Raw genomic sequence first — 20,783 nt, 5'->3', positions numbered from 1 at the left:
CCTGTAAACGCCAGCCCACAATATGCGGGCTGGCGTTTTTGGATGGCTATAGAAATAGCGGTGAGAATGCAATCCAGGCCAGAATAAGAGTAAGCACAATGCAGACATTCTCTACAACGGCCCCACGCTTGGTCCCTGTACTCATCAGATTCACCCGTATGCGCCACTTGAGCGGTGGTAACGGACGAATACCCCGATTGGTTAGTGAATCGGCCAATAGATGCATCGCATATGCCGTGCCTCCCGCTACCCAGATCTCCGGTCCCTGCTGCTGGGTCGTGCTGTACAACAAGCCCGCCCATATTGCGGTTCCGTACAGGGTATGTGTCAGTCCCCTATGAGTCAGTGTGGTACAGAGCATTAACAAACTGCCTGCAATCAAGTTCCACGGTGCGAACGCGTGACCATAAAAGACCAGCCCGAGTCCAATCGCAAACATCAACACTTTGCGAAGCGAACGCGAAGGCAGGAATGACACAAGCGCAATGAGGATCGCAAGCAATAGGTTCCATGGTTTGGCATGAACATAGAAGTACACAAATACAGCTGTGGGCAACAGAATCGTCTGTAACAACCTGATCAGACTGTTAGGCAAGGCTCTGGATACCAGCAGCGAATTTGGCTCATCAATGTCAGGCAATAACGAACCAATCAGAGCAACCGTAACTGCCGGCGCAGTCACCGGCATACCGGCCAACTGCAGAACAGAAAGCGACACGCCGGTCCCGATAATAAGGTGAGATCTTCCCATCATGATGCAAAAACGTCCTTTCGAAGAAATCGGGAACAATACGGCCCAGTTTCGATTTTACAACGAAAACAAAATAAGAACAATAGTTCGCATTTCTTATTTGTATGAAAATAAATATAACTTTCTGTGATGGGGCTCACATTATTATATTTATGACTCTTTTATCTTTATTAGTGAATTAAATCACATAAACTGTCGTCAACTACTTGTATAATTTCAAATATAAACCACTAAAATTTTGAGTAATGTACAGCGTCTATTCAAGGAGGCATACACACATGAACGGAAAAAAAGAGAACCTCATTATCATTGGTAACGGTATGGCAGGAATCAGTACCGTTGAGCAAATTTTAAAATTAACTACGCGATTTGATATTACCGTTTTTGGCACAGAGCCCTATCCTAACTACAACCGCATTATGTTGTCTTATGTACTGGAAGGAAGCAAAACACTGGACGATATCGTGCTGAACGACCTTCACTGGTATGAAGATTACGGCATTACGCTGCACACAGGCACAACGGTTACACGAATCGATGCCGAGACGCACGAAGTTGTGACTGAAGATGGAACTCGCGTTCCTTATGACAAAATCATCATTGCGACTGGCTCCAACTCCTTCATTCTCCCTGTACCAGGACATGACAAAGAAGGTGTTGTCGGTTTCCGCGATATCGCCGATTGCAATGTCATGCTGGAAGCTGCTAAACAGTATAAACGAGCGGCCGTTATCGGGGGCGGACTGCTAGGCCTTGAAGCTGCCAAAGGATTGGTACAACTTGGTATGGAAGTTACCGTAGTGCATCTGATGGAAGATCTGATGGAGCGTCAGCTTGATCCACAAGCTTCAGCCATGTTGAAGGCAGAACTCGAACGTCAGGGTATCCGGTTCAAGATGGGTGCGCAGACTTCCGAACTGCTGGGCGGCGAACGCGTTGAAGGGATTCGTTTTGCAGATGATACGGTTCTGAATGTTGATTTTGTGGTCATGGCTGTAGGGATTAAACCTAATACGGTCGTAGCTCGGGAAAGCGGTATGGAAGTCAACCGGGGCATTGTCGTGAATGACTATATGCAGACTTCCCTTGAGAATGTGTATTCGGTTGGGGAATGTACAGAGCACCGCGGCGTATGTTACGGCCTCGTTGCCCCATTGTTCGAGCAAGGCATGATTCTCGCGAAACATATCTGCGGTGTGGAGACCGCTCCTTATGAAGGTTCAGTTGTATCCACGAAATTGAAAATTTCGGGTGTAGATGTCTTTTCAACTGGTGAATTCATCGACAGCCCAGAGCACACCGTCATTTCGCACAAAGATGACTGGAAACGGACTTACAAAAAAATTCTGCTTCGTGATAATAAAATGGTCGGCGCTGTTCTCTTCGGTGACATTACGGATTCTGCCGAATTGCAGAAACTGATTAAAAATCAAACCGAAATGACCGAGGAATTGTATGGTTCACTCATGGGTACAGGCTGCGGCGGTCATAAGAAAGCAACCTCTGTTGAAACGATGCCCGAGGACGAGATCGTCTGTGGATGTAACGGGGTAACCAAAGGAGCCATTGTTGATGTAATTACAAACCAGGGCCTTACCACTGTTGATGAAATCAAAGCCTGTACCGGTGCAACACGCTCTTGCGGTGGGTGTAAACCGGTTGTGGAACAGATTCTGCAATATGTACTTGGAGACAGTTTCAGTACTGGAGCCAAACAGGGCATCTGCGGATGTACTTCCATGGGACGGGATGAGATTGTAGCCGAGATTCGTGAAAAAGGACTACAAACGACCAAAGAGGTCATGAATGTACTGGGTTGGAGTCAACCTGAAGGTTGTTCCAAATGTCGTCCGGCGATCAACTACTACCTTGGCATGATTGCACCAGACACACACGAAGATGAGAAAGAATCCCGTTTTGTTAACGAACGGATGAACGCGAATATTCAAAAAGATGGAACGTATACGGTTGTACCTCGGATGTACGGCGGGGTGACTACACCAGCGGACCTCAAACGTATCGCTGACGTTTCAGTCAAATATGATGTAAAAGCAGTCAAAGTGACTGGCGGTCAGCGTCTCGATTTGATTGGTGTTAAAAAAGAAGATCTGACCAAAGTCTGGGCTGAACTGGATATGCCTTCAGGTTATGCATACGCCAAATCGCTGCGTACGGTCAAAACATGTGTCGGCTCCCAATTCTGCCGATTCGGTACACAGGATTCCATGGCCATGGGCGCTCGCATCGAACGTAAATTCGAACGTCTGGATCTGCCAGCCAAGTTTAAATATGCCGTCAACGGTTGTCCGCGGAACTGTGCAGAAGCATGTACAAAAGATATCGGTATCGTTGGTAACGACGGAGGCTGGGAAATATTCATCGGTGGTAACGGCGGTATTAAAGCTAGACTGGCTGATTCCTTATGCAAAGTGAAAACAGATGAAGAGTTGATTGAACTGTGCGGCGCCATCATGCAATATTACCGCGAGACAGGTAACTATCTGGAACGGACTTCCGAGTGGGTGGAACGCATGGGTCTGGAGCATATTCGTTCGGTGGTTGTGAATAACCTTGAGGAACGTAAAGCGTTGATGCAGCGGATTGAATTTGCACTTGAGCATGTTGAAGAACCTTGGCAAAAAGCGATTCGCAATGAAGAAGGCCAGAGTAAAATGTTCCATGGCATCGAAGTATCAGCTCGTCCATAAGTAAGCTTGCAGATTAATACTGCCGGAATGTTAAATATAGATAAGGAGTGGTTTAAGATGACGACAAAACAATCAGGCACCTACTTCCCTGCCGGAGTAGTTGAAGAATTCCTGCCACGAATCGGAAGAGTAGTTGAGATTAAGGATCATCAGCTTGCTGTCTTTCTTGCATCGGATGGTACCATCTTCGCTGCGGATAATCACAACCCCCATCCTAAGGGTGGGCCGCTGGCTGAAGGCATCGTGTCCGGGCATTATCTGTACGATCCGCTGTATGATTGGAAAATTGACCTGACTACAGGTCTTGTGCAAGCACCGGACGACGGTCAAGTACAGATGTATCCGGTAAAGGTAGAGAACGGCCAGGTTTGGATCGAAATATAGCGAAACGTTCAAAGATTGATGCAAAATAATGGGGGAAACCGTGATGTATACACCAAGTGTTGAGGGAATTATTGAAGCTGCGGTTAAAAAACGGGATCAAATGAACGCAAGCCTGTCACGATATATGGTTGCTGCCTTGATGGCTGGTGCCTATGTAGGGCTTGGCATCGTTCTGATCTTCAGTATTGGTGCTCCGCTCCTTGCGGCACAGTCACCACTGCAAACTATGTTGATGGGTATGTCCTTCGGACTCGCGCTCACGCTGGTTATCTTTGCCGGATCGGAACTGTTTACAGGTAACAATATGTTCTTTACCATGAGTACACTGGCAGGCCGAACCACAGTGAACGAAACGCTGAAGAACTGGGGGCTCGTCTTTGTTGGTAACCTGCTCGGCGCAATTCTATTAAGTCTACTTATAGTCGGTAGCGGCCTGTTCAAAACGGCTACGCCGGAACATCTGTTATTCGTTGTCTCTGCCAAAAAGATGGCGGCACCCATGTCTGAGTTGTTCTTCCGAGGCATTCTCTGTAACTGGCTCGTCTGTCTGGCGATCTGGATGGCAGCTCGCTCCAAAGAAGATATCGCCAAACTTGTTCTCATCTGGTGGTGTCTGTACGCATTTATCGCAAGTGGTTATGAGCACAGTGTTGCCAATATGACTTTGCTGTCTTTATCCTGGTTGCTGCCAAACCACCCGGATACAATCACGATGGCAGGCTGGTTCCATAACATGATTCCGGTAACGCTTGGTAATATTATCGGCGGTGCCCTCTTTGTTGGAATGGCGTATTGGTATACTTCTCCGGTACGAAAAAAAGCATAATTCTTGATTCAACTGCACTTATGTAGCCTAGAGCACAACATCTACACACACTGAAGCCACGATGGATGCCGAACTCACGTTCAGTCACACATCGTGGCTTTTTATTGTTTGTCGATAAGCTGTTACTCTCTCGTACGCTTCCCATTCATCCTCTCGTCCTTCTATAGAGAATTAAAACTTCATTTTACCTTCGTCGCTATCCGCGTTAATCCACAGTTGACATAACTGGCGTATAGTCGATGGATACTCACACTTATACTCAACCAGCAAAGGATGAACGCTTATATGGGAATTCACACGTACTTCAGGTCACTAAACGATCTTGAACGTATTATTCGTACACCTGGCAAATTCAAATTCGAAGAACACAGCGTATCCGCCCATTCCTGGAAAGTGGTACAGTACGCCAAAACGCTCGCAGATATTGAGGAGCAACATGGAGTCACCATCAATTGGAAGAAGTTATACGAAATCACCAGCAGTCATGATTATGGCGAAATCTTTATCGGTGATATCAAAACACCCGTCAAACATTATTCACTGGAGCTGCGTTCGATGCTGCAAAAGGTCGAAGAAGGCATGGTTGAACATTTTATTAATGAAAATATTCCTGAAGAGTTCCAGCCTATTTTCCGCAGACAGCTGCGTGAGGGAAAAGACCAATCGGTTGAAGGACTGATTCTCGAAGTCGCAGACAAGATGGATCAGGTATATGAAGCCTTTGCTGAGCTCCAACGTGGCAATACGGAGAAAGAATTTATCGTTATGTACCGTTATGCCCTGGTCAAAATCAAAAATATCGACCTCCACTGTGTGCAGTATTTCCTGGAACAGATTCTCCCCGACATGATCGAAGAAGGTATCCGCTCCCCGTTTGATATTCGCAAAATAACAGAAGAAGCTCTGGCCCAGTAATCAGCTCAAGTCAACATGGTGCTCATCATCCATGGACAGGGCTTTTTTTCGTTCCTGCAATTGCAGTCGGTACTCGCTAGGGTACATGCCCGTTTTGTTTTTGAAGATCCGGCTGAAATAGTGGGAATCACTATACCCTACCGCTCCACCAATAGTCTTGATATCCATATTCTCGTGCGTGACGAGCATACGTTTTGCTTCATTAATCCGCAGACCTGTCATATATTTTAGCGGAGTCTCACCCGTTACTTTCTTAAAACACTTCCCCAGATAGTCCACACTAAAATGCATCTGTCCCGCCATGTCCTGGAGTGTAATCTCATGCATGTAATTCTGCTTCAAATACAACTTAACGGCCTCTGCGATATCCTCCGGCTTCACCTGCTCATCCAGCACGGCACTGACATGCGCAAGCGAATCCACAGCGCTCCCAAGCTTCAATTCCATCGCATCCAGCAGTGTACGAAGCTGTTCTTCCGATAATGGTTTGAGCAGATAATCCTCCACCTTGTAACTGATCGCCTGCCGTGCATATTCGAATTCATGATAACCACTCAGAATGACAATTTTCACATGCGGATAGGCAAAGTACAGATGTTTGGCGAGTTCCAATCCATTCATTACCGGCATCTGTATATCAGTTACAACCAGATCAGGTACGGAATGTTCAATGAGCTGTAACGCTTCCTGACCGTTCCGCGCTTCACCGATCACCTCGAACCGGGTGTCCAACTCTCTGAATTTGCGCGAGACATTCCGGCGAATCAGGGCTTCATCTTCCACAATAATCGTTCTATATTTGATTGTCATGGGTTCAGTCATGCTCCTTTCGAATGGAACCACCTATGGTAATCTGGACACCGCCGGAAGGCTTGTTCGTAATCTGCATGTGGGCTGCCGTGCCATACCATAATTTCAATCGGACCCATATATTTTTGAGTCCCATGCCGTTGATTTCGAGGTCAGGCATACGCTCCCACTCCTGTGACTGTTCGATGTAATGCATGATCTTGGCAAGTGCCTCGGGTTCCATGCCAGGTCCGTTGTCTTCCACGTGGATCTGCCAGGTCTGCTGTACCGCATCCATATCTCCAGTAATATTCAGTTTCCATGGAGGGGTATCACCCAGTCCATATTTCATGGCATTTTCGAGTAGTGGTTGTACCATCAGCATCGGAACCTGGATATACTTCATCTCTTCCGGAATATGAAACTCGTAGTGCAGATCATCCTCAAACCTAATCTTCATACACTCCAGATATCGCTCACAATAATCCAATTCTTGAGACAGGGGAACCCCGTTCTTACCCGGAGTAGAAATATAACGCAGCATAGACGCAATATTGGCGCAGAACGCGACAATCTGCTCATTCATGCCTTCTTCCGCCATGATGCTAATATTAGTGATGTTGTTATAGAGAAAATGCGGGTTCATCTGGGATTGCAGCGCCAGTAATCTCGCTTCTGTCTCCTGAGATTTCATCGCCAGCCTGTCCTGAAACGATTGTACAAGCTGTTGATTCAGCCGGATAAACGTATCATTTAGCTCATCCATCTCCCGAATAGAACCGGGATGCTCCAGCTTGAACAATTGACCGGAATCCTGACCCGATACCAGATCATTCTCACCCGTTTTGAGAATAATGCGCTGCAAACGATGCAGCGGCAAAGTAACCCGTTTGGAGATCAGATACGAGAGAATCAGAATCAGCATGAGAGTAGCTAACGTCGCACCGATAAACATCACAGCCATCCGGTTGAGACTCGCGAAAAGGGACTGTTTGGACTGCATGACAATAACGGTCCATCCCGTCTCCTGTGACGTCATGTACGTCATCATCTGTTTGGACTGACTCAAAGGATCGCTAATCTCCTGCATCGTATCAGGCGGAAATGAAAGATTTTGAATCAAGTCCACATCATCGAAATGGCCTGCTTGAGAAGCATCGGCATCCGAAGAAAGTGGATATAGCCGTGTATTTTGTTCATCCACTACATAGATCCGAAGATCGTCGTTATTTGTCTGCAAATCATTCAAATGCTGGAACAGGGTTCCGGCATCCTGCAAAATCTCAACGACACCTTGGCTGACATAGTTGCCATCTTTGTATACCCGGGTAAGGGAAATGTAAGGTTGATCTGATTTACCATCGCCTGTTGGCATGGGCAAAGCTCCGCCCTCTAACAGTTGGATTACCCGCCATCCACTCCGCTCCCAGGTTTCCTTGTACCACGGTCGCTGAGTCAGGTCTACCGACAGTTGACCGTTGAATGCACCCGCTCCCAGCATCTTGCCGTTCACATCATAGATGTTGGCCTGCTTGGCTGTATTGGAGCTGCTGATGATCGCGAGAATGACGTCAATTAGTGTGGTTGTATCCTTATACAATGCTGGATCACTCGTCATTGTCTGCTCACTGTCTTCTGCTGGTGCCAAGTAGTGACTGAAGTGTTCCTTGACCAGATTGGAATACACGATATTCATGGAGAAGTTGTTCATTTTCACCACTTCCTGATCCAGGTTACTGACAATTGATACCCCCAGTTGTCTCTGCTGTTCTTCACTTCGCTGACGAATGTCACTTGCGAGAAAAACATACAGAAGCCCCGCCACAATCAGCGAAAAGATAATAAATACCGCAGAGTAATAGGCAAACAGACTTTGCTGAAGCGTTCCAAATCGATATCGCAATCCTCACACACCTCGTCCTCTGATGATATCTGTCACACCATTCGAAAATGTCCACCCAACAGAACGCTTTTGTCTATTGAGCACATCCCTTGTTCACAGTAAAGTTATCCACATAAGAATACGCTTACATTAAGCGTTTCGGCAAGTGACAATTTTCTTTATATTCCGGGAGGTTCAATGATGAGAAAACGATTTCTATTTTCACTTGCAAGTGTGCTCCTGCTCTCCACTCTGCTGCTTGCCGGGTGCAACTCAGGTAAAAGTACGGAAGGTTCGGGTAAGGTGACTCTCACGTTTGGAACAAGTCAATCCGGTATTCCGCGTACAGGCATCATGCAGACGATGGCCAAGGAATATGAGCAGGAGACCGGGGTCAAAATTGACTTTCAGGTCGTACCTGACGCACAGTGGCGGGACCTGATCAAGGTGAAGCTCGCTTCTGGCGAAGCACCTGATATTTTCAATGTCGATGTGGACCCACTAAGCATGCCGGCTAACGTAAGACCGGAGGAAAATGCCATTGACCTGACCAATGAGGAATTCACAGGTCGGATGTCTGAAGAGATTTTGCCAACCGTCAGTCACAATGACAAGGTGTACGGGGTTTCTTTTGCGCCAACGAAAATCTGGTATGTGTACTATAACAAACGTATCTTCCAAGAGCTCGGCACAGAGCCTCCTACATCCTATGCCGAATTCAAGGCAATCAGCCAGAAAATTAAGGATAAAGACATTATTCCGTTCTATCAAGCACCTGCCAGCGGCTGGTATCAGGTTCTGCCTTTGTTTGAAACGGGGCCCAACTATGAGCAAACAACAGAGGGAACGTACGAGAAGCTGAACAATAATGAGATGAAAGTCGCAGATATGACGCAACTCAAGACGGTCATTGAACAGTTAAAAGAATTTGCGGATCTCGGTTATTTCGGCAAAGACTTCTTGTCCAATACGGTAGAAGCGGGAATTGAGGCGTTTGGTCAGGAGAAGGCAGCGATGTTGCTGCGGGTGCCAGGGACGGAAAAGGAAGTCTCCGAAGCGTATCCGGAAATGGAAGACAATATGGGATTCTTCGTCATGCCATGGGGTGACAATCAGACGATTGGTGTGAATCCGGGCGGATCAGCTGCGATGTTTGGTAACAAAAACAGTAAACATCCCGAAGAAGTGCTGAAATTCTTCCGCTGGATTACCGAGCATGATCATCTGCAGCGTGTGTTCGATGAAGGTGAAGGCAACCTGACGATCTGCTGGCCGGAAATCGAACCAAAGCTGACACAGGACTATATTGATTATGAGAAAGATCATGAAAAAGGTACGGTTATGCAGGCCGCTGTGAAATACATTGATCCACAATGGATGGATATTGGCAAGGACTTGTCAGGTATGTTCGCTGGCGCAATGACACCGGATCAGATTCTGCAAAATATTGATAAACGTCGTGCTGAACAAGCCAAAGTGCTGAAAGATGAGAAGTGGCAGTAACAGCGCAAATCACAGATAAACATAAACGCTGAACAGCGTTACATGCAGCGGGCATTTGCCCGCTTGTGTATTTTGGCAGGAAGGAAAGGTGTTACGGATTATGAATGCAAACAAAATCTATCCCTGGTATTTCTCATCTGGAGCGATTGTGTTATATCTGCTGTTCATTGTCGCTCCCGCCCTGCTGGGCATCTATTATTCCTTCACCGACTGGAACAGTTATAGTTCGGAGAAGAACTTTATTGGTCTGGAGCATTTCCGTACCATTCTCGCGGGTGATCCGACCTATCTTCTTTTTATCAAAAACACAGTCCTGTTCACCCTGGTTACATCCATCGCCAAGACGGTTCTCGGCTTGTTTCTGGCCCTGCTGCTGGTCAGCGGTGTAAAGGCCGCCAATCTGCATCGGATGATTATCTTCTCACCACAGGTGCTATCGTTCCTGATTGTTGGACTCGTGTTCAAAAGTCTGCTCGACCCCAACAATGGGTTCGTTAACATGACTCTGCGTTCCATGGGACTAGACGTTCTCGCACAGAACTGGCTGGGCTCCCTGACCTGGGCCATGCCATCCATCATGGCAGTGGACACGTGGAAAGGCATGGGGTACATCATGGTGCTGTTCATCGCCGGACTGCTCGCCATTCCCCGTGATTATTACGAAGCAGCATCCATTGATGGAGCCGGGTTCGGGCAGAAGCTGTTCCGGATCACCATTCCGATGCTGATGCCTACAATTACTATCGCCACGGTGCTTAATATTACGTATGGGCTGAGAGTTTTCGATGCCGTATACGTGTTAACCAACGGTGGCCCCGGTAACGCGACAGATGTGATTAACACGGCGGTCTATTCCTCTTTTGCCAAAGGGTATTGGGGACTGGGTAGCGCACTATCCACCATTCTGTTTGTCATCATGGCGATCATCTCCTTTTTCATCATTCGTTTGATGAACCGAAAGGTGGAATACTGACATGCGATTGAGAAAAAGATTGGCTTCGATCGGGTTAAATGCTCTCGCCTGGTTGCTCAGCCTGGTGGTCCTGATTCCTTTTGTCGTCATTGTACTGAATTCATTCAAGTCGGACGCCGAGGCCAAAGTGCTGAAACTGACGCTGCCCGAGAAGTTTATTTTCGAAAATTACAAAATCGTCTATGAACAGGGACATTTGGGAGGTTCTTTTTTCAACAGTCTGCTGCATTCCGGGGCCTCCTCCCTGTTATTGGTGTTTGTTGTGGCCTTCTCGGCCTTCACGTTATCCCGCAACCATTCGAGGCTCAGCAAGTTTCTGTACTTCTTCCTGATTCTCGGTATCACACTGCCGCTTAACTACATTCCACTGATGGAAGTAATGAAATCGATGGGTATGATCAATTCACATGTCGGCATGATTCTGCTCTACACGGCCATGGGCATTCCAATCTCGCTGTTCATTACGTATGCGTTTGTGTCTAACATCCCGAAGGAACTGGATGAAGCCGCGATCATGGACGGATGTAATGGGATCAAGCTGTTCCTGAGAATCATTGTACCTTTGTTAACCTCGGTGCTGGTAACGGTATTTGTTCTTAATTTCCTGAGTGTCTGGAATGAGTTTACTGCCCCACTCTATATGCTGAATACAGTGGAGATGTGGCCGATGACGCTGGCTGTATATAACTTCTTTGGACAATTCAGTGCCCAGTGGAATCTGGTCAGTGCCGATATCGTGCTTACGTCATTGCCTGTGTTGATTGTGTTCCTCATTGGGCAAAAGTATATTGTAGGAGGACTAACTTCTGGGGCGGTTAAAGGGTAAGCTCCACCGACAATCCAAATACACAAACCCATCTTGTCTAAGTACATCTGCTGACTCCTCAGCACAAAAAGCCCTTGTCTGCCCATCGTGTGAATAACTTCTTCTTACAGAAGAAGTATCACACGCTGCTGCGGACAAGGGCTTACGCTGTTGGATTCGAATTAATCGTGCGCCAACCCGCCAACATCGGATGGAGCTGTTATATCTGGGCTCTGCTCTAGAGATTTGATCATTTTCAAACGGGATGTGATTATTGCGATCAGAATAACAAACAGACCCGCGATGATAAACAGAAAGGCAATACCTCTGCCTGGCCCAGTTCCAATAATTTGACCAACAGACGAAGCCAGTGCTCCCCCCTCCATCAGCAACGGATTAAACACATGGTCGGCCAGAAAACCAGCCAAACTGTACGCGATAATAAACCCGAGTTGTGACAGAATACCAATGATTCCCCATACCCTGCCCTGCTTATCGTTGGCGATATTGTTTCGCACCAGTACATCTGCGCTCATATTGACAAACGGCAGTGATGACAGGAACAGAAAACCTGCGAAGATAATAAAATAAATGTTGGTGGATATGCCCAGAAGTGAAAAGGACAAACCGCACAAAATCAGACCCATCACAAGCACACTTGCGTATCTCTTTGTTATTGTAAATATGCCGATGCACAAGCTGCTAATCAGCATGCCGATGGCGCTAACAGACTGAAACGTTCCAAGTGTCTTTGCATCCGTGAATGACAGAAGCATCGGACCAATGAGTGTCTCCAGGAATCCCAGATAAAAGGTGACAAGTGAAATAATCACCACCAGCAACAGTACTCCCTTGTTGGTTACAACTTCTCTCCAGCCCTCTTGAATATCGGTGATCCAGTTTTTTCCTTCTCGATCCTCTCGCTCCACCTTCATGCTCTTCCGAATAACCAGCACAGCCAGAATGGCAACCAGGAATGTCAGAATATTAATGACCAGAATGACTTCAATAGTTGTTATACTAAGCAGAATGCCCGCAATGATGGGTGAAAACAGAAACTTCGAGGATTCAGCCAGTTGTACAAGACCGCTGCCTTTTGAGAATTGATCCTTATCCAGCAGGTCCGTAGCAGAGGCCTTATATGCCGGGCTCTGCAACGCGGAAAACACGGAACTAAAGGCCACTCCCACATAGATATGCCATAATTGGATATCACCTGTGAGCATAATGGACAGAATGAAAATCAAACCGGCTGCCGACCCCAGGTCGCCGATAATCATCATCGTTCGACGGTCGAATCGGTCTGCCAGTACACCTCCAATAGGTCGAAGCAGGATATTCGGCAGAAACGTGAATAAGGTAATCAATGCAACACTTGTTGCCGTATTCGTTTTTTCGAAGGCATATACCCCCAGGGAGAAGGCTGTAAGTCCAATCCCAATCATGGAGATGAGCTGACCGAACCATACGACCAGAAACTTTTTAAATGATTTTTGAACGGTATGTTCCATGGATGATACTCCTTTCTCGGCTAACCTTGATTCGGAAAATAGAGACGAGTGACGTAGGCGAAGCTTCCTTGTTCTACTCCCAGCACACGTTCCATAATATGTGTGAATGCTTCAACCTTTTTTTGAAGTTCTTCCTCCTCCCATTGAAAGATGCCTCGATCCAGCAAAAATTGTGACGATACGAGCAGGAATTCGATGGATTCCTTTGGGTTAGGTGTATGAAATACCCCCTCCTGAATGCCCTGCTCTACCACCTCGGCCAAGATGGGACTTAATCGAATTACCGTCTCTACAAGACTCTTTTGGTGCATCTCCACATTATGAACACTGTGCAATTGCTCGATGAGATCATGTTTTCTGCCGTCTGGCTGATTCTGCGCCATCATGATGCGAAAAATTTTGTCATGGGCATTCAGTTTGGGATCGGACACGACGTGCCTGGCCGATGCCTCCCCACTCAAAATAAAACGCATCACGATGGCGTTCATAACCTCTTCCTTGGACTGAAAATAATAATAAAATGTACCCTTGGCAATGTTGCACGCCTGAAGGATATCCATGACCGTAGCTTTGGTGTACCCCTTTGTTATGAACAGAATCTCGGCGGCATCCAAAATCTCGTTCCTGCGTTCTTCCGGGTTTTTTATCAGTCTCATATCCTGGCCTCCGATACGTTCGACCGACTGTCGGTCTATTGTAGTCATGGAGTTCTTTTTTTAGAACCCCATTTCATTCAACCATTGCGCCAAATGGCTTTCCCTTTTTTTTAAATCCTGACGCTCTCTTGCATATTTTCCAATATTTCTATCTGCAACCAGCTTACCGTCCATCATAAACAGTACACGTTCCGATCTGGCAGCGACTTTCACATCATGGGTCACCAGCAGAATGGTTGTACCCGTTGCATTAATATCGCCCAGAATATCCATGATTTCATACGTTGATTTGGAATTCAGCGCCCCCGTTGGTTCATCGCCGAATAAAATATCTGGATTATTGATCAGCGCACGGCAGATGGCAATCCGTTGAAGCTGTCCGCCTGAGGCTTGGGTGATGTTATGCCCAGCAAGCTCATCAATCCCCATTTTTTTCATTAATGACATTGCCCGTGTATTAATCGTTTCTCTGCTGCTATTCTTGGCCAGATACGCGGAAAGTACAATATTGTCTAATAGATTCAGATTCTTGAGCAGATGAATATTTTGAAAGATGAATCCCATCTTGGTCAAACGTAGACTTGCCAGATCCCTCTCCTCAAATGCCGATATTTTTTTGCCATTAAAATAGACACTTCCAGCACTAATCTGATCCATACCACTTATGTTGTACAGTAAGGTAGACTTGCCTGAGCCAGATGGCCCCATGATGGAAACAAATTCTCCCTTTTTTAATTGAAGGTTGATATCTTTTAAGATGTTATGTTCTTCATTCTCGCCGATCGCTACGGATTTATTCACGTCTTTAGCCTCAAGTATAGTTGTCATCGTTGATCCTCCCTATTCGACAATCATTTTGGATATGCTCGTTTCCTTGATCGATTGGATGCTAATCCATGCTGTTAGTACAATCGTGCCTGCAAGTAACAATGGACACAAAATATATGCCTGTAACGGGTTAACAACAAAAACAATATTGGAAGCACCAAACGTCGACATAATGGCACTAACCAGCAACGGACCCAACGTATTGGACAATATCGTTCCAGTAACAACCCCTAAGATTAATATGACAAGTGACATCACGACATACTTGAACTTGATTTTAGACAAGGCAAACCCAAGGCTTCTTAGTACAGCAATGTCGTTGTTGTCCTTGGCTACTAACATCTGAAGGAACAGCGCTGTAATTAAAATAGATATGAAGACACCGATGACCAAGGCCAGCATCGTCACCATTTTCAATTGTTGGATGGTTCCGCCTAATGTCTGATCCAGATAACCTTGAAGATCGGTTACTTTGGCTGGCGAGAAAGCCGCCTCATATTCAGCGATTTTGGTAGCCATGTCCCCGCGATTATTCAGATCCAAACTGACCACGTACCACAACACACTATCCTTGTTGTAGGGCAATAAGGCCTTCGCCGTTTTGCCACCATTCGTAACGTCCTGGTATATTCCGCTGACCGTCATCATCTGGTCCTTGCCATTAACCAGCAAGGTAAGTTGCTCACCAGTCTTCAGGTGCAGCTCGCTACTGTTGGCATCAGATAACGCAATTTCATTCTCGGTTGTTGGCGCATTACCGCTAACATAAGACAATGGGAAAATACTGAAATCCCCAGTTTCTACACTCAGATTGTCGTAACTTCCTTCCGCATTTTTAATCTTGAACTGGCTTGTTACCAATGGGGAATAGGTTTTGATGTCTTTATCATTTTGGATCTGGGCAACCAGATTGTCATAACGCTGCTCCACATCATCTGTGTGCCTCAAGTCAATGCGAATATCACTTTGTCCAACACCCATATAAGAGATAAAACTTGGCGCCTGCAAAGTGTTCAGGAAGTTGACCGGCACAATCATGATAAATGAACTGACTACAAAGACGAACAACAATAATCGAAACATCTTGATTCGCTGTATCACTTCCTTCAGACCAAGAAAGACAGGTACGGAAGACCAGCGATTGCGGGACAAACTAAGCCGGTTTCGAATGATCTGTGTATCGCCCAGGCTTCCGGTACGGAGAGCATCCACCGCGGAGATGGAACGAAAACGCCGCAGTACCGTTCGACAGAACAGAACAACCATGGCAAATATTATTCCAGCGGCTAATAACGGAATCGCGAAATGCAACAGGGTTGCAGGTGCTTTTCCCATATACAACATGATGTTGGAAACAAATAATTTGTTAACACCAAGTGATGCAATGTAACCAAGCACGGATGCAAATCCGGCCATAAATACATACTTCATCAGATACAGTCTCTTAATATCCTTCTCTGCGATCCCTATCGCTTTCATGACACTAATCTCACGATAATCCTCTTCGATGGTCGCAAGCATCGTGAATCGGATGCAGAGCATCGCGATCAGAATCAGCACAAGACTGACCAGAATAATAACGGCTGCAATGACTCCGTCGGTCATGGCATTCAATACTTGGAAAAGCCCATAGGTTACGACTGGACCCGCGTTAGGAAGTCCGGCATTTTGGTAAGCCTGGGTAAATTCACTCGTCAGTCCGGGATCCGTCAACCGGAATTCGATGAGATACTCCATCTCTCCGATGCTCTGCTTCAGTTCTTGCAAATTCCCTGCACTCACGATAAAACGTTTGGAGTGCACAACCGATGGATTCATCTGAGCATCACGGACAAAATCAACGATGGTGTAAGAACGCTCAAATTGACCATTATCGATCCGAACCTGGTCGCCCACGCTCAATTTTTTTTGCTGCATGTAATATACCGGAACCGCGATCTCGCCATCGTTCACCTGAATAATCTCACTGTCCAGATTCAACAAATAGTCGAAACCCTGATTCTGTGTAACAAAGTCAATGTCCATAACGCTGTTCTTTTCGGACTCTGCTCCGAGAAACAGATTAGAGCCGTCAATGTTAACCATTTCCACAATCTGATGCTGCTGGACCATGGCATTTTCTTCAGCCCATGTATTCACTTTGACCTGATCGAGTTCTCCGGCATGCATTTGCACAAAATGTGGTGTTTTGGATTCAGAAAATAGATATTGGATGGAACTCGTCAGTTCCATAATCATTCTTGACCCCGAAGATACCAGCAAGGCGGCCAGCAGTACAAAAATAAACAACGCAGCCGTAATCCCTTTTTTTCTCGTTATATCGTTTCTCAGCATTCGTAGCAGCATAAACGAACATGGCTCCTCTCATCTACAAGTTGTTCCTATTTATCTGGAGTCATAAAGCTTGTCAGACAATGCGCCACCGTTGAAGGTTGATGCATCATGAACATATGAGCACCCTCTTTGATGGTTTGAAGCTTCATGGATGTGCCAAAATATCGGCCCCATCTCAACGCTGATTGAAGGGTAACAGTACGATCCCGTTCTCCCCACAGATACAATACCGGCAATGAGAGCGGCTCATATTCAAGCGTTGCTGCAGATTCCAGCATCCTGAAATCCGCCCGGATGACGGGCAGAAAATAATTCAATAATTCTTTTTCATGTATCAGTTCTTGCGGGAGAGCTTCATAGGAAAACAGATGATCAATCAGATTTTCGTCTGACATCCGATCATAATTCTGCATCCCGCATTCATCAGGCGTGTTGCAGGCAGATAACACAAGCCGTAGCGTTTTAGCTACATCTGGACGTTCCTGACATAAGCGCTGCGCAACGAAGTAGGCTGTAATTCCTCCCAGACTATGTCCAAATAACAGACTGCCGGGCTGTATAACATCCAGCAGCTTGCTGGTATACAGTTCTACGAGTTGCTGCATATGCTCCAGGGGTGTTTCGGTGTTCAGACCATGACCCGGGGGCGTAAACGCCCAAATTTCCGTGTCAGGAAGGTAAGGCACTAGGGGCTGAAAACTGTTGGAGTTGCCACCGAGATAAGGAAAACAGACCATTTGTCTGTTTCCCTCCCCCTTTTGTAGCTGCTCCAAATAGATCGGTTCCATCACTTATCCACCACCATAACCAGGCTTACTTTCTTTCCAGAACATATGCAGGGAATGTCTGAAGCGAAGTATCCACATTTTTACGCTTGAAAATGACATGTATGACAATAGCCGATATTGCAAAAAAGAAGAATTGCATAATTTGAACTTGCGGATTAAAGTAGTACAAATCAATTTGACTTCCTGTGGCCACAAGCCAGAATGCAAGCAGATAAAACAGAAGTGTACCTTTGGTTGCATTGAAGATATAACTTTGGAACACGATAAATGCCATAAGCTGAACAACGTAGTATATGTAAGTGGTTGAGGTGCCAAAAGAGGAAATCAAGTATCCCGGAAGCACCCATAATCCGAACAACAGGCCGGTAATCAGACCACTTGTTATATTATTTTTTAACTTCCCTTGCAAGAATGGAAGCAAAAATCCGATCCAGCCAAACAGCCCACCAATCAGCCCCGTCTCCTTGATCAGATTCACAATCCCCAACCAGATCATTTCAGGTACACTATATGTCAGTTCAGGGACCGGTATGCCGAATAACAAGGAACCAAAGTGCATTGTTGATGCAAAGATGATGGAAATTCCAATAATGAGCGGTATCCAGAACAGGTCCTGTCTGCGCGGAACCAGCTTCATAAACATTCCTTTTAATGCTTCCTTTCCGCCCATCACATAACATGTAATTAATCCGGCAATGGAAGGTGAATACAGAGCAACGATCGCAAGTGGATGCATCAAGGTTAACTCACCTGTTATGGGTACAATAAAATCCGCAAAGAACATGAACAAACTTGCGATTCCATAACATGTGCCAAAGGAAATTCCCAAAAACAAATACATATATTTGTTGGACGGGCTGGTTGCCGGACTTGTGACTGGACGAATGGATGCCTGATTAGCTGTAATCATAGTGCCGCCTCCTTCTCAGTCAACTTTCTCTCAATAAGATCATGCAAACGGTTAATCGTGCAGAAATTAGCCAAATCCAGATCTTCATTTGCTATCTCAATCTGGAATCTACGCTCTACAAAGTCCACCAAACGCATCGCAAAGAGCGAATTGACGAACCGCTGCTCAAAATAATTGTCATTATCATTAATTTGAGTGTCCTCATGATCCATGGTGAGGTTGTTCCCGATAAACTCCCGAATTTCCTGACGATAATCCACTGCCCTTCCCCCTTGTTATTGATATTGCCCCTCGGGCACTAAAACCTCAATGTAGTCTGGAAACTCTACAGCCTGTTGCAAATCATGATAAAACAGTACTCTTCCTTCCTGATCTGCAGATTGCTGCTTGAAACCGGCAAAGCGGTAGCTGATATTCATCATCCGGTTCCTTCCGGTATCCCTGAAGTCCGCAAGCATCTGTTTGCCCTGCTTCTGAGCTTCACGCATGATATACGTTAGCAGTACACTCCCTGCTCCCCTGGACATCACTCTGCATGACATCAGAAGCATGTTTAGCCGCCATACTTTCTGCTGCATGTGAATAAGTGCAAGCCCAATTTTGCCATACGTTCCGTATTTGTCTTCGAGTTCACACACCAATAACATGTGGTCCTGCGAGGTCATCAGTTGATGCAGCTCCTCGTAACTGTAGGTAATTCCCGTTGCATTTAGTTGATTGGTGCGGACGGTAAGTTCCTCTGCACGTTGAAGATCATCCTCAGTAGCCTCGTAGATGGAAAATTTCATGCCAAGCGTAGCCAGAAATTGTTCTGAAGGTCCTTCATACTGTTCCTCAGCCTGTTTACGGAGTGTATCCGCCTGGTACATCTGCCTTCTGCACGCAGAGTCGGCTGTAATGAATCGGGGCATCAGCCTTGGGTCATCAAGCATGGTTTCATATTGACCCGCATGAAGTACCTGGATGTCAGCATGTACACTTTGCACTTCTTCCAGTTCAAAAGGTTGATCATCCACAAACAGAATGGCATCCATGCCGATATTAATGTTCTGCTGAATCCGCTGAACAGAGACGGATTTTGCATCCCAATGGATTTCGGGATACAGAAAATATTCGGCGATGCCCAGTTCGTTTAGTTTCGCCCAAGCTAGCTCTGCATCATTTTTACTGGCAACAGAATGCAAAATACCTCGCTGGTCCAGTTTTTCAATCACCTCCTTTAAGCCCGGCTTCAGTTGCACATCTGCAGATTCAAGCAAAACCCCATCCCATATGGTGTGGTCCAGATCCCAAACGATACACTTGATATCCTTGAGCTTTTCCATGGTCATGCCACCCTTCATCATTAGTAGGCATAGAATCCTTGACCCGTCTTCCGCCCCCACTGTCCTGCATCAACCATTTTCTGCAACATCGGACAGCATCGGAATTTGGGGTCCTGATAGCTGTCGTACAATACTTTCAATGAATGCACGACCGTATCCAGACCAATCAGATCCGCCGTCTCCAGCGGCCCCATCTGATAATTGAAGCCCTTCTTCATAATGGCGTCCACCTGCTCGGGTGTAGCGATTCCATCCTGTACAATGTACGCCGCTTCATTCATTAACAAGTGCGAGAGGCGATTAGAGACAAACCCGGGCAGATCCTCTATGACAACTGGACTTTTATCAAGAGTTTCCAAAAACGCTACCATCTCATGTTCCGTACCCTGTGTTGTATGATGTCCTTTGATCACCTCCACCATGGATTTAACGGGAACCGGATTCATCAGATGCACCCCAATGACTCGACCTGGTTCAGGCAAAAATGAAGCGAGCTTTGTCACGGAAATACAGCTTGTATTTAGCGCAAATAAAGCATCCGGACGAACCTTGTGGTATAGTCGTGCGTAAACTTCCTTTTTCAACTCCAGGTTTTCGGTTACATTTTCAATAATGATACTTGCCTCTTCCACCCCTTCATCTTGTGTCTGGAACGAGATTCGTTCCATGATCTGATTCAGGGGCACCTGACCGTACCCTTGCTTCAGAAAGCAAGCTGAACGATATTCACGACGTATAACATCAGGGGCGTGTTCGATGACCGACGCCGAAATATCCTGCAAAATTACACGATAACCAGCCCTCGCGACATCCAGTGCTGTGGCGCATCCCATCACCCCTGCGCCAATGATTGCAATGAGTCGATTATGCATACCTAATCACCTCCTTATTGAGC

At 46.2% G+C, this 20,783-nt stretch carries 19 protein-coding genes; 7 read left to right on the top strand and 12 right to left on the bottom strand.

What is annotated here, in order from left to right; all coding sequences use genetic code 11:
* Positions 1–46: 46 nt before the first annotated feature.
* Complete coding sequence (locus C161_RS04995; RefSeq protein WP_036615169.1) at positions 47–754, bottom strand: metal-dependent hydrolase; 708 nt, start codon at positions 752–754, stop codon at positions 47–49.
* Positions 755–1,029: 275 nt separating this feature from the next.
* Here C161_RS04995 and nirB point away from each other — a divergent pair, with 275 nt between their 5' ends.
* The 4 genes from nirB (at position 1,030) to C161_RS04975 (ending at position 5,584) form a co-directional block, all read left to right on the top strand.
* Positions 1,030–3,459, top strand: coding sequence for a nitrite reductase large subunit NirB (gene nirB / locus C161_RS04990; protein ID WP_036668538.1), 2,430 nt, complete (start codon positions 1,030–1,032; stop codon positions 3,457–3,459).
* Positions 3,460–3,516: 57 nt separating this feature from the next.
* Positions 3,517–3,843, top strand: a complete 327-nt coding sequence (gene nirD / locus C161_RS04985; protein ID WP_036668536.1) for a nitrite reductase small subunit NirD — start codon at positions 3,517–3,519, stop codon at positions 3,841–3,843.
* A 43-nt stretch (positions 3,844–3,886) separates the two neighbouring features.
* On the top strand, positions 3,887–4,669 hold the full coding sequence (locus tag C161_RS04980) for a formate/nitrite transporter family protein (RefSeq protein WP_036615178.1): 783 nt from the start codon (positions 3,887–3,889) through the stop codon (positions 4,667–4,669).
* Between the two features lie 285 nt (positions 4,670–4,954).
* A complete protein-coding gene (locus C161_RS04975) occupies positions 4,955–5,584 on the top strand; it encodes a YfbR-like 5'-deoxynucleotidase (RefSeq protein ID WP_036615181.1) in 630 nt (209 codons plus the stop codon).
* On the opposite strand, the gene C161_RS04970 is transcribed toward C161_RS04975, so the two are convergent.
* Positions 5,585–6,406 (bottom strand): response regulator transcription factor, encoded by an 822-nt coding sequence (locus tag C161_RS04970; RefSeq protein WP_235193737.1) that lies wholly within the window; start codon positions 6,404–6,406, stop codon positions 5,585–5,587.
* Positions 6,399–8,276 (bottom strand): cache domain-containing sensor histidine kinase, encoded by a 1,878-nt coding sequence (locus C161_RS04965; RefSeq protein WP_036668534.1) that lies wholly within the window; start codon positions 8,274–8,276, stop codon positions 6,399–6,401. The genes C161_RS04970 and C161_RS04965 overlap by 8 nt, the downstream gene beginning before the upstream one ends.
* A gap of 177 nt (positions 8,277–8,453) precedes the next feature.
* Here C161_RS04965 and C161_RS04960 point away from each other — a divergent pair, with 177 nt between their 5' ends.
* The 3 genes from C161_RS04960 (at position 8,454) to C161_RS04950 (ending at position 11,557) form a co-directional block, all read left to right on the top strand.
* Positions 8,454–9,758: an ABC transporter substrate-binding protein gene (locus C161_RS04960; protein ID WP_235193736.1), complete on the top strand. Its 1,305-nt coding sequence runs from the start codon at positions 8,454–8,456 to the stop codon at positions 9,756–9,758.
* Positions 9,759–9,858: 100 nt separating this feature from the next.
* Positions 9,859–10,731 (top strand): carbohydrate ABC transporter permease, encoded by an 873-nt coding sequence (locus tag C161_RS04955; RefSeq protein WP_036668530.1) that lies wholly within the window; start codon positions 9,859–9,861, stop codon positions 10,729–10,731.
* A 1-nt stretch (position 10,732) separates the two neighbouring features.
* Positions 10,733–11,557 carry a carbohydrate ABC transporter permease gene (locus tag C161_RS04950; RefSeq protein ID WP_036668529.1) on the top strand — a complete coding sequence of 275 codons (825 nt, stop codon included), beginning with the start codon at positions 10,733–10,735 and terminating at the stop codon, positions 11,555–11,557.
* 161 nt (positions 11,558–11,718) lie between these two features.
* Here the strand turns inward: C161_RS04950 and C161_RS04945 are convergent, their stop codons facing one another.
* From C161_RS04945 to C161_RS04905, 9 genes are read right to left on the bottom strand one after another with little or no spacing between them, the layout of a single operon-like run.
* Positions 11,719–13,047 (bottom strand): MFS transporter, encoded by a 1,329-nt coding sequence (locus C161_RS04945; protein ID WP_036668528.1) that lies wholly within the window; start codon positions 13,045–13,047, stop codon positions 11,719–11,721.
* Positions 13,048–13,067: 20 nt separating this feature from the next.
* Positions 13,068–13,703 (bottom strand): TetR/AcrR family transcriptional regulator, encoded by a 636-nt coding sequence (locus tag C161_RS04940; protein WP_036668526.1) that lies wholly within the window; start codon positions 13,701–13,703, stop codon positions 13,068–13,070.
* Between the two features lie 60 nt (positions 13,704–13,763).
* Positions 13,764–14,531, bottom strand: coding sequence for an ABC transporter ATP-binding protein (locus tag C161_RS04935; RefSeq protein ID WP_036668524.1), 768 nt, complete (start codon positions 14,529–14,531; stop codon positions 13,764–13,766).
* Positions 14,532–14,543: 12 nt separating this feature from the next.
* Positions 14,544–16,877, bottom strand: coding sequence for an ABC transporter permease (locus tag C161_RS04930; protein WP_036615199.1), 2,334 nt, complete (start codon positions 16,875–16,877; stop codon positions 14,544–14,546).
* 35 nt (positions 16,878–16,912) lie between these two features.
* Complete coding sequence (locus tag C161_RS04925) at positions 16,913–17,653, bottom strand: thioesterase II family protein (RefSeq protein WP_036615200.1); 741 nt, start codon at positions 17,651–17,653, stop codon at positions 16,913–16,915.
* Between the two features lie 25 nt (positions 17,654–17,678).
* Positions 17,679–18,563 carry a hypothetical protein gene (locus C161_RS32720; RefSeq protein WP_017687157.1) on the bottom strand — a complete coding sequence of 295 codons (885 nt, stop codon included), beginning with the start codon at positions 18,561–18,563 and terminating at the stop codon, positions 17,679–17,681.
* A complete protein-coding gene (locus C161_RS04915; protein ID WP_017687156.1) occupies positions 18,560–18,823 on the bottom strand; it encodes an acyl carrier protein in 264 nt (87 codons plus the stop codon). The genes C161_RS32720 and C161_RS04915 overlap by 4 nt, the downstream gene beginning before the upstream one ends.
* A 15-nt stretch (positions 18,824–18,838) precedes the next feature.
* On the bottom strand, positions 18,839–19,888 hold the full coding sequence (locus C161_RS04910) for an HAD-IIIC family phosphatase (protein ID WP_036668585.1): 1,050 nt from the start codon (positions 19,886–19,888) through the stop codon (positions 18,839–18,841).
* 20 nt (positions 19,889–19,908) lie between these two features.
* Positions 19,909–20,760, bottom strand: coding sequence for a 3-hydroxyacyl-CoA dehydrogenase family protein (locus C161_RS04905; RefSeq protein ID WP_036668523.1), 852 nt, complete (start codon positions 20,758–20,760; stop codon positions 19,909–19,911).
* Positions 20,761–20,783: the final 23 nt, after the last annotated feature.

The sequence above is a fragment of the Paenibacillus sp. FSL R5-192 genome, assembly GCF_000517845.1.
Classification (GTDB): domain Bacteria; phylum Bacillota; class Bacilli; order Paenibacillales; family Paenibacillaceae; genus Paenibacillus; species Paenibacillus amylolyticus.
The sequence above is the reverse complement of the archived record's forward strand: the minus strand, read 5'-3'. Positions and strand labels throughout refer to the sequence as shown.

Coding starts and splice junctions, on each gene's coding strand:
- nirD (WP_036668536.1), top strand. CDS start 3,517: ATGACGACAAAACAATCAGGCACCTACTTCCCTGCCGGAGTAGTTGAA.
- C161_RS04945 (WP_036668528.1), bottom strand. CDS start 13,047: ATGGAACATACCGTTCAAAAATCATTTAAAAAGTTTCTGGTCGTATGG.
- C161_RS04995 (WP_036615169.1), bottom strand. CDS start 754: ATGATGGGAAGATCTCACCTTATTATCGGGACCGGCGTGTCGCTTTCT.
- C161_RS04910 (WP_036668585.1), bottom strand. CDS start 19,888: ATGGAAAAGCTCAAGGATATCAAGTGTATCGTTTGGGATCTGGACCAC.
- C161_RS04955 (WP_036668530.1), top strand. CDS start 9,859: ATGAATGCAAACAAAATCTATCCCTGGTATTTCTCATCTGGAGCGATT.
- nirB (WP_036668538.1), top strand. CDS start 1,030: ATGAACGGAAAAAAAGAGAACCTCATTATCATTGGTAACGGTATGGCA.
- C161_RS04975 (WP_036615181.1), top strand. CDS start 4,955: ATGGGAATTCACACGTACTTCAGGTCACTAAACGATCTTGAACGTATT.
- C161_RS04940 (WP_036668526.1), bottom strand. CDS start 13,703: ATGAGACTGATAAAAAACCCGGAAGAACGCAGGAACGAGATTTTGGAT.
- C161_RS04905 (WP_036668523.1), bottom strand. CDS start 20,760: ATGCATAATCGACTCATTGCAATCATTGGCGCAGGGGTGATGGGATGC.
- C161_RS04970 (WP_235193737.1), bottom strand. CDS start 6,406: ATGACTGAACCCATGACAATCAAATATAGAACGATTATTGTGGAAGAT.
- C161_RS04950 (WP_036668529.1), top strand. CDS start 10,733: ATGCGATTGAGAAAAAGATTGGCTTCGATCGGGTTAAATGCTCTCGCC.
- C161_RS04980 (WP_036615178.1), top strand. CDS start 3,887: ATGTATACACCAAGTGTTGAGGGAATTATTGAAGCTGCGGTTAAAAAA.
- C161_RS32720 (WP_017687157.1), bottom strand. CDS start 18,563: ATGATTACAGCTAATCAGGCATCCATTCGTCCAGTCACAAGTCCGGCA.
- C161_RS04935 (WP_036668524.1), bottom strand. CDS start 14,531: ATGACAACTATACTTGAGGCTAAAGACGTGAATAAATCCGTAGCGATC.
- C161_RS04960 (WP_235193736.1), top strand. CDS start 8,454: ATGATGAGAAAACGATTTCTATTTTCACTTGCAAGTGTGCTCCTGCTC.
- C161_RS04930 (WP_036615199.1), bottom strand. CDS start 16,877: ATGCTGCTACGAATGCTGAGAAACGATATAACGAGAAAAAAAGGGATT.
- C161_RS04925 (WP_036615200.1), bottom strand. CDS start 17,653: ATGGAACCGATCTATTTGGAGCAGCTACAAAAGGGGGAGGGAAACAGA.